The organism is Mesorhizobium sp. M1338 (assembly GCF_040318045.1).
Taxonomy (GTDB): Bacteria; Pseudomonadota; Alphaproteobacteria; order Rhizobiales; family Rhizobiaceae; genus Mesorhizobium.
The window spans coordinates 45,798-54,280 of record NZ_JAMYLL010000040.1 but is presented as its reverse complement, the minus strand read 5'-3'; the positions used below and the strand labels follow the sequence as shown (position 1 = coordinate 54,280).

9 protein-coding genes are annotated in these 8,483 nt (G+C 64.6%); 6 read left to right on the top strand and 3 right to left on the bottom strand.

The features are described from left to right. Window positions 1–232: 232 nt before the first annotated feature. On the bottom strand, window positions 233–949 hold the full coding sequence (gene rph, locus NKH19_RS25820) for a ribonuclease PH (RefSeq protein WP_023762602.1): 717 nt from the start codon (window positions 947–949) through the stop codon (window positions 233–235). A 181-nt stretch (window positions 950–1,130) separates the two neighbouring features. Between rph and hrcA the strand changes: the two genes are divergently transcribed. From hrcA to NKH19_RS25790, 6 genes are all read left to right on the top strand, one after another. Next, on the top strand, window positions 1,131–2,213 hold the full coding sequence (gene hrcA / locus NKH19_RS25815) for a heat-inducible transcriptional repressor HrcA (RefSeq protein WP_352872376.1): 1,083 nt from the start codon (window positions 1,131–1,133) through the stop codon (window positions 2,211–2,213). A gap of 83 nt (window positions 2,214–2,296) precedes the next feature. Continuing rightward, window positions 2,297–2,494, top strand: coding sequence for a hypothetical protein (locus tag NKH19_RS25810; RefSeq protein ID WP_013528634.1), 198 nt, complete (start codon window positions 2,297–2,299; stop codon window positions 2,492–2,494). Between the two features lie 113 nt (window positions 2,495–2,607). After that, the gene (locus NKH19_RS25805; protein ID WP_352872378.1) at window positions 2,608–3,957 is read left to right on the top strand and encodes a PQQ-dependent sugar dehydrogenase; all 1,350 of its coding nucleotides are present in this window, start codon (window positions 2,608–2,610) and stop codon (window positions 3,955–3,957) included. A gap of 115 nt (window positions 3,958–4,072) precedes the next feature. After that, complete coding sequence (locus tag NKH19_RS25800; RefSeq protein ID WP_352872379.1) at window positions 4,073–4,690, top strand: LysE family translocator; 618 nt, start codon at window positions 4,073–4,075, stop codon at window positions 4,688–4,690. Window positions 4,691–4,889: 199 nt separating this feature from the next. Further along, window positions 4,890–5,870: a cysteine synthase A gene (gene cysK, locus NKH19_RS25795; RefSeq protein ID WP_352872381.1), complete on the top strand. Its 981-nt coding sequence runs from the start codon at window positions 4,890–4,892 to the stop codon at window positions 5,868–5,870. A 130-nt stretch (window positions 5,871–6,000) separates the two neighbouring features. After that, window positions 6,001–6,627 (top strand): glutathione S-transferase family protein, encoded by a 627-nt coding sequence (locus NKH19_RS25790; protein ID WP_352872382.1) that lies wholly within the window; start codon window positions 6,001–6,003, stop codon window positions 6,625–6,627. Between the two features lie 30 nt (window positions 6,628–6,657). Here NKH19_RS25790 and NKH19_RS25785 read toward each other — a convergent pair whose 3' ends face one another. Continuing rightward, window positions 6,658–7,902 (bottom strand): RNA polymerase sigma factor, encoded by a 1,245-nt coding sequence (locus NKH19_RS25785; RefSeq protein WP_352872384.1) that lies wholly within the window; start codon window positions 7,900–7,902, stop codon window positions 6,658–6,660. 7 nt (window positions 7,903–7,909) lie between these two features. After that, a complete protein-coding gene (locus tag NKH19_RS25780; RefSeq protein ID WP_352872385.1) occupies window positions 7,910–8,278 on the bottom strand; it encodes a YciI family protein in 369 nt (122 codons plus the stop codon). Window positions 8,279–8,483 lie beyond the last annotated feature (205 nt).

The window sequence follows — 8,483 nt, the reverse complement described above, 5'->3', positions numbered from 1 at the left end:
GAGAGAAGACGGACAAACCCCGTTTTACGGGGCATGCACATGCGGCATTTCGATTCACTCAAAACTTTCCCCGGACAGCCCTGCGCAAGGGGGGAGATTGGAAGCATCAGCGCTGGCTCATGACTTGCAAAGTTGGTGATTGGCGAAACCCGCAACCACAGCCCATCTCCCCCCTTGCGGGGGAGATGGCCGGCAGGCCAGAGGGGGGTGCCTTGGCTCGGCATTCGAAACCTCAAGCCACTGCCATCTGCTGCAGGCTGACCAGGCGCTGGATGCCCTTCTTGGCCAGGCCCATCAATTCGGCGAACTGCCCTTCGGAGAAAGGCTCGCCCTCGGCGGTGCCCTGGATCTCGACGATGCCACCCTTGCCGGTCATGACGAAATTGGCGTCGGTGCCGGCCGACGAGTCCTCGATATAGTCGAGGTCGATGACCGGCTGGCCGTCATGGATGCCGCAGGAGATCGCCGCGACATGGTCCTTCAGCACCTTGGCGACGCTGGCCATCTGGCGGGCTTCCATCCAACGCAGGCAGTCATACAGCGCCACCCAGCCGCCGGTGATCGAGGCGGTGCGGGTGCCGCCATCGGCCTGGATGACGTCGCAGTCGACGGTGATCTGCTGCTCGCCCAGCGCCTGCAGATCGACCACGGCACGCAAGGAGCGGCCGATGAGCCGCTGGATCTCCAGCGTGCGGCCGCCCTGCTTGCCGGCGGAAGCCTCGCGGCGCATGCGCTCGCCGGTCGAGCGCGGCAGCATGCCGTATTCCGCCGTCACCCAGCCCTTGCCGGAATTGCGCATCCAGCCCGGCACCTTCTCTTCGAGGCTGGCCGTGCACAGGACATGCGTGTCGCCGAACTTCACCAGGCACGAGCCTTCGGCATGCTTGGAGACGCCGCGCTCGAAGGAGATGGCGCGCATTTCGTCGAATTGGCGTTTGGAAGGGCGCATTCAGGCTGCTTTCTTGTATCATTTTCGGAATCTTGGCCGGCTTGTAACCGCATGGGACGCACGGCGCAAAGGAAAATGGCCCGACGATCCGACACAGACACCGGGTGATCTGACGCGCGCACACCGGGTTGCGCGGGCCGTAGCGAAGTCTATATCCTTGGGCCGGAGGTTTTTGGCCGCAATGACCAAGCCAGTCGATCCGAGTTCGCAGTCGCCCGCGCTTCAATCTTTGGATATGCGCTCGCGCGACATCTTCCGGCGCATCGTCGATTCCTATCTCAAGGACGGCGAACCCGTGGGATCACGCAGCCTGTCGCGCATCCTGCCGTCCTCGCTGTCGCCGGCCACCATCCGTAACGTGATGAGCGACCTCGAGCATCTCGGTCTGATCTACGCGCCGCACATCTCGGCCGGCCGGTTGCCGACGCAGGCCGGCCTGCGTTTCTTCGTCGACGCCTTCATGGAGCTTGGCGATCTCTCCGACGAGGAGCGCCGCGCCATCGAGGCGCAGGTGCGGGCATCCGGCTCGGGCGCGACGCTGGAACACATGCTGACCGAGGCCAGCCAGATGCTGTCGGGCATGTCGCGCGGCGCCGGCTTGGTGCTTGCCGCCAAGAACGAAGTGGCGCTGAAGCACATCGAATTCATCCAGCTCGAGCCGACCAAGGCGCTGGCGGTGCTGGTGTCGCAGAATGGCGATGTCGAAAACCGCGTCGTCGAGCTGCCCGCCGGCGTCACCGTCTCGCAGCTGCACGAGGCCTCGAACTTCCTCAACGCCCATATCCGCGGCCGCACGCTGGCCGAGGCGCGGATCGAGATCGCCCGCATCAAGGAAGAGACCAGGGCCGCCCTCGACACGCTGTCGCAAGACCTGGTCGAAAAGGGGCTGGCGGTGTGGGCCGGCGCCGACAGCGGCCTGCCGGCACGGCTGATCGTGCGCGGCCGCGCCAATCTGCTCGAAAACGTCACCGCCCAGGCCGATATCGAACTGTTGCGGCACTTGTTCGAGGACATGGAGACGCAGGACGGGTTGATCCAGTTGCTCGACCTCGCCGAGGAAGGATCGGGCGTGCGCATCTTCATCGGCTCGGAAAACAAGCTGTTCTCGCTGTCCGGCTCATCGCTGGTGGTCGCGCCCTATCGCGACAAAGACGCCCGCGTCGTCGGCGCGCTCGGCGTCATCGGCCCGACCCGGCTCAACTATGCCCGCATCGTGCCGATGGTCGACTATACGGCGCAGCTGATATCCCGCATGCTGCGCTAGGTGTATTGATATTCCGGGGATGCCGGCCTGACCTGAATCTCAGCACCTTAGATCCAAACCTAAGGCCTCCGAGGAGAAAAAGAATGGCGCTCGAAGAATTCAAAGCCCGGATCAGCCTGCTGCTCGAGGAGATGGTCAACCAGCCGGAAGACCAGCACGAGATCCAGGAGCAGTTGCGTGAAAAACTGCGGGAAATGCGCGCCATGGGCCTGCCGCTGCCGGCCGATCTCGTCGAACTGGAAAAACGTCTCGATGACGATTTCTACGCCGCTGGGACCTGAGGCAAAAAACCTCCGCTTTCACTTCAACTGATCGTGTGCCGCGGAACAACAGACGAAACCGCTCGTTTGCCCCTTTGCGGCCGTTCATTGTGTGACCGGGTTTGGAGGATTGAATGATCCGATTGGCCGGGCTGGCCATCTCCGCCGCGGTGTTTCTCACCGCCGCTGCATTCGCCCAGCAGGCGGAGCCCGTATTGAAAGGTGCCGCCGCCTTCGGCGACTGGCGTGCCGACAGGCCGGGTGTGCGCCGCCTGATCAAGCCGAACGATCTGCCAAAGCCCGACGTCACCAATTCCGCCTCCAACAGCGCCGGCCTCGCCGAAAGACCGGCAGGCGCCAAGCCGAAACTGCCGCCGGGCTTTTCGGCCGAGCTGATCGCGTCGGGCATCGACAATCCGCGCGTCGTGCGCGTCGCGCCGAACGGAGACCTGTTCGTCGCCGACAGCGAAGGCAACCAGATCCGCGTCTACCGCCTCGCCGACGGCAGTGCCAAGCCCATTGAGAAAGGCATCTTTGCCGGCAATCTCAACCAGCCCTATGGCATTGGCTTCTATCCTCCGGGCAACGACCCGCAATGGGTCTATGTCGCCAACAGCGACAGCGTGGTGCGCTTTGCCTATCGCAATGGCGACCTGAAGGCATCAGGCGATCCGGAGGCCATCGTCGACGACATCCCTTCAAGTCATCACTGGACCCGCGATATCGCTTTCTCGCCGGACGGCAAGACGCTTTATCTATCGGTCGGGTCTGGTTCGAACGCCGCGCAGGATATGGGCAACGAACCGGAAGGCGGCCTCGACGCCTGGGCGAAGTCGCAGCCGCTCGGCGCTGCCTGGGGTCCCGAGGATGGCCGCGCGGCTGTGCTGGCTTTCGATCCCAACGGCAAGAACGGTCGCATCGTCGCCACTGGCCTGCGCAACTGTTCGGGCATGGCCGTGCAGCCGGCGACCGGCGCGCTGTGGTGCGTCGTCAACGAACGCGATGCGCTCGGCGACAATGTGCCGCCCGAATATGCGACCGTGGTCAAGGAGGGCGCCTTCTATGGCTGGCCCTGGTACTATATCGGCAACAACGAGGATCCGCGCCACAAGGGCGCGCGCCCCGATCTTGCCGGCAAGGCGACCATTCCCGACGTGCTGATGCAAGCACATTCGGCGCCGCTCAACATCGCCTTCTACGAAGGGAAGAGCTTTCCGTCCGAATACAAGGGTGACGCCTTTGTCGCTCTGCACGGCTCATGGAACCGTGGCAACAGGACCGGCTACAAGGTGGTGAGATTGCTGTTCAGCGACGGCAAGCCGACCGGCGAATACGAGGATTTCATCACCGGCTTCGTCGTCTCCAACGGCGAGGTCTGGGGTCGGCCGGTCGGCGTGGCGGTGGCGAAGGACGGCGCGCTGATCGTGACCGAGGACGGCAACGGCACCATCTGGCGCGTCACCCATGACGGCGGCCGCTCCTGAGCGCAAATTCGCATGCCGGCGTGGTGCAATCGAATTCGGGGGCAGGGAATTCACGTCTGGCGGACTTTGTGCGATAGGAGGCTGCGATAGCAGCGTCGCGCGCAAGGCCACAACCATGACCCTCACCGGATTCCTCGCCTACAGTGCCGCTCTCGGCATCGCCGCCGCCATTCCTGGCCCCGGCGTCGCCGCGCTCGTCGCGCGTGCGCTCGGCTCCGGCTTCCGCTCATCCCTGGCGATGTCCTTTGGCCTGATGGCTGGCGACCTCACCTATCTGACCGCCGTGGTGCTCGGTCTCGCCTTCGTCGCGCAGACCTTCGGCATGGTTTTTCTCGCCATCAAATGGCTCGGTGTCGCTTACCTCGCCTTCCTCGGCTGGCGCTTCTGGAACAGCGGCATCACGCCCGAGACCGTCGAGGCGAAGAAGGGCAAGGGCGGGCTGCTGTCGAGCTTCCTTGCCGGCCTGACCGTCACGCTCAGCAATCCGAAGACGATGGTCTTCTACCTCGCGATCACGCCGACCATCGTCGACCTGAAGACCATCACACTGACCGATTACGGCATTCTTGTCGCGCTGACGGTCGTCGTGCTTCTGGTGGTGCTGGTGCCGTATCTGGCGCTGGCGGCCAAGGCGCGCTGGTTCCTGAAGTCGCCGCGCGCGCTCAAGGCGCTGAACCGCACCGCCGCCGGCTTCATGGTCGGCGCCGCCGCGGCGATTGCCGCCCGGCAATAGAGGGCTTTTCGGCCAAAGTATTTCGTAAACAGGCCTTTTCGCGAAATGCTTTTCCGGGGGCGCGACGTTTTCGACACAGGTCCCACTCGGATATTTTCAGCCGACAGTCTATCTTGCGCGGCCGAAGGCCCTATCTTGCCGGCTTGAATTCCATTTGCCTGAAATTCTCCACTTGCCTGAAATTCTGGGAGCGAAACCAATGAACAAGCCCGTCACCTCTGCCCGTTTACCCGGTCGCGGCCGTGTCTACGATTCCATCACCGATACGATCGGCGACACGCCCCTGGTGCGGCTCGACAAGTTCGCTCGGGAAAAGGGCATCGTCGCCAATCTGATCGCCAAGCTCGAATTCTTCAATCCGATCTCCTCGGTCAAGGACCGCATCGGCGTGGCGATGATCGAGGCGCTGGAGGCAGCCGGCAAGATTTCTCCCGGCAAAACCACGCTGATCGAACCGACGTCGGGCAACACCGGCATAGCGCTTGCCTTCGCCGCCGCCGCCAAGGGCTACAAACTGATCCTGACGATGCCGGAAACGATGTCGATCGAGCGCCGGAAAATGCTGGCGCTGCTTGGCGCCGAGCTGGTGCTGACCGAGGGCCCGAAAGGCATGAAGGGCGCCATCGCCAAGGCCGATGAACTGGCCGCGACGATCCCCAACGCGATCATCCCGCAGCAGTTCGAGAACCCCGCCAATCCGGAAATCCATCGCACGACGACGGCCGAGGAAATCTGGAACGACACGCATGGCGAGGTCGATATCTTCGTCGCCGGCATCGGTACCGGCGGCACCATCACCGGCGTCGGCCAGGTGCTGAAGAAGCGCAAGCCCTCGGTGCATGTCGTCGCGGTCGAGCCGGACTCCTCACCGGTTCTGTCGGGTGGCCAGCCCGGCCCCCACAAGATCCAGGGCATCGGCGCCGGCTTTGCGCCCAAAATCCTCGACACGACGATCTATGACGAGATCGTCACGGTGTCGAACGAGGATTCGGTCGCAAATGCCCGCCTCGTCGCCCGACTCGAAGGCGTACCGGTCGGCATCTCGTCGGGCGCCGCCCTGCAGGCGGCCATCGTCGTCGGCTCGCGGCCGGAGAACAAGGGCAAGAACCTGGTCGTGGTCATCCCGTCCTTCGCCGAGCGTTATCTGTCGACCATCCTGTTCGAGGGGCTGGGCTCGTAGTCCTACGCTTCTTCGCGACTAGGCTGGCCCGCTGAAAAAAGTCCCTCGTGGCGCCAGCCACCGGCTTGAGCAGCACCCTGCTTCCGGTTCATATCCCACCGGTCCGCCTTTCGCGGCCCGGGAGGATTTCATGCACAAGCTCTACACTCGTCCGGGCAGCGGCGGCTTCGTCGTCGAGGCGGCGCTGGCGCTGGCGAACGCGCCGTTCGAGCAGATCGACGTGCCGAAGACGGACCGGCCCGATCCGGCCTTCCTCGACATCAGCCCCTTGAACCAAGTGCCGGTGCTGACGTTGCCGGACGGAAGCTCGATGACCGAATCGGCGGCGATCTGCATCCTGCTTGCCGAGCGTCATCCCAATGCCAGCCTGGCGCCGGCGGCCGACGCGCCTGCCCGCGCCGACTTCCTCCGCTGGATGGCCTTCATGTCATCAGTGCTCTATCCGGCGATCCTACGGCTTTACTACGCGCATCGTTACACGACCGATGCCGAAGGCACCAACGCGGTCAAGCAGGCAGCCGTCGCCGAGATGGACCGCGGCTTCGCCGTCCTCGATGCCTCTCTCGAAGGCCGTGACTGGCTGGTCGGCGACCGAATGTCGCTCGCGGACATCTACCTCGCCATGCTGGTGGCCTGGCATCCCGACGCCGAAAGGGCGCGGGCGACCTGGCCTGATATCGAGCGTCTGTGGTCGAAGCTGCGCGAGCATCCCCTGATGAAGACGCTCAACACATCGCATGAGATGTGGCCAGGCTGAACGGACGGCAAAGCGCCGCCTTGGCGAGGCTCAATTTCGCAGCACCGCCCTTTTGCCCTGCAGGAACCGGCGCACCGCTGGGTCGCGCTCGAGGCCGATCGCCCTGTCATAGGCTTCGCATGCCTGCGGTGCCTGGCCGAGCCTGGCCAGGAGACCGGCGCGGGCTGCCCAATAGGGCTGATACTCATCTAGCCGCTTGTCGTCGCCCAGCACGTAGAGGGCCGCCAGTCCAGCCACGGCACCCTCGGCCTCGGCGATCGCCACCGCGCGGTTGATCGCCACCACCGGTGATCCCGCGATCGAGAGCAGCGCGTCGTAGAGCTCGCGTACCGCCACCCAGTCGGTGCGGCCGGTCAGCCGTCGTGCCGCATGTGCGGACTGAACCGCCGCCTCAAGCTGGTAGCGGCCGATGACGCCCATGGTGGCGGCGCGGCGGAGCAGGGATTCCGCTTCGTCGACCAAAGCGCCATCCCACAGCGTATGATCCTGCTCGGCCAGCGGAACATAATCTCCGGCCGCATCGCGCCGTGCCGCGCGCCGCGCCTCGGCGAACAGCATCAGCGACAGCAGGCCCAGCGCCTCGGGCTCTTCCGGCATCAGCGAAGCCATCAGGCGGCCGAGCCAGATGCCTTCGCTGGCCAGATTGCGGCGCCGCGTTTCGGTGCCCGCGGGATCGGACCAGCCTTCTGCAAAGGCGGCGTAGATCGCTTCCAGCACCGCATCCAGCCTTTCGCCGAGTTCGGTCCGGTCTGGAACGCGGAACGGAATGCCGGTTTCACGGATGCGGTTCTTGGCGCGCACCAGGCGCTGGCCCATCGTTGCCGGTGACACCAGGAAGGCGGAGGCGATCGTTGCCGCGTCGAACCCGAGCACGGTCTGCAGGATCAGCGGCGAACGAATGCCGGGCTCGATTGCCGGATGGGCGCAGGCGAACATCAGCCGCAGCCGTTCGTCGGGAAGGTCTTCGTCGGTCATGCGCGCCTCCATCTCCTCGGCAATCAGCTTGAGATGCTCGCGGCCGGCCTCGCTGGTCAGCCGCCGCCGCACCGCATCGACGCGGCGCCGCCTTGCCACCGCCAGCAGCCAAGCTTCCGGCTTTTCGGGCACGCCGGTTCGTGGCCAGCGTTCGAGCGCCGCGGCAAAGGCGTCAGCCAGCGCGTCCTCGGCGGCGGCCACGTCACGCGTGCGCGCCGCGAGCCAGGCGACCAGCTTGCCGTAGCTTTGCCGGGCGGCGGTTTCCGCCGCCGCCCAGGCGATCTCCGGGCGACTGTCCATCACCTCGTCATTTCTTGGGCATGTAGTCGGCCATTTCCCAGATCGGCCGCAACTCGACCGTGCCGGTGCTGGCCGCCGGACAGCGTGCCGCCCATTCGATGGCTGTATCGATGTCGGCCGCCTCGATCATGTAGAAGCCGGCAAGCTGCTCCTTGGTGTCGGCATAGGGGCCGTCAATCACGTTGGTCTTGCCGTCAGCGATCCGCACCGAGGTGGTTGCCTGGGTCGGGCGCAGCCTTTCGCCAGCCAGCCACGCACCGGATTTCTTCAACGCTTCGGTATAGGCGCCATAGGCCGCGCTCATCTGCTGGGCCTTCTCGATCGGCGTGTTCGCCAATGCGGCTTCGTCGTTATTGATCAAAATCATGTATCGCATGGTCTTCTCCCGTTGTTTCGAAGGCCGCTTCGTTGCGAGCCGGACGTATGTCGCGCGGCAGCGCGCGATTTCGACAGGCAGCTCAAAAAAACTTTCGGCTGCGCTGGCTTTTTGCGCAAGCCGCCATCTGTTTCCCGATCCCTCAACCGTTCGTCCAACGAGCACAATTGCGGGTTGGCATTTGCGGCTCGCTGTCTAAACTCGC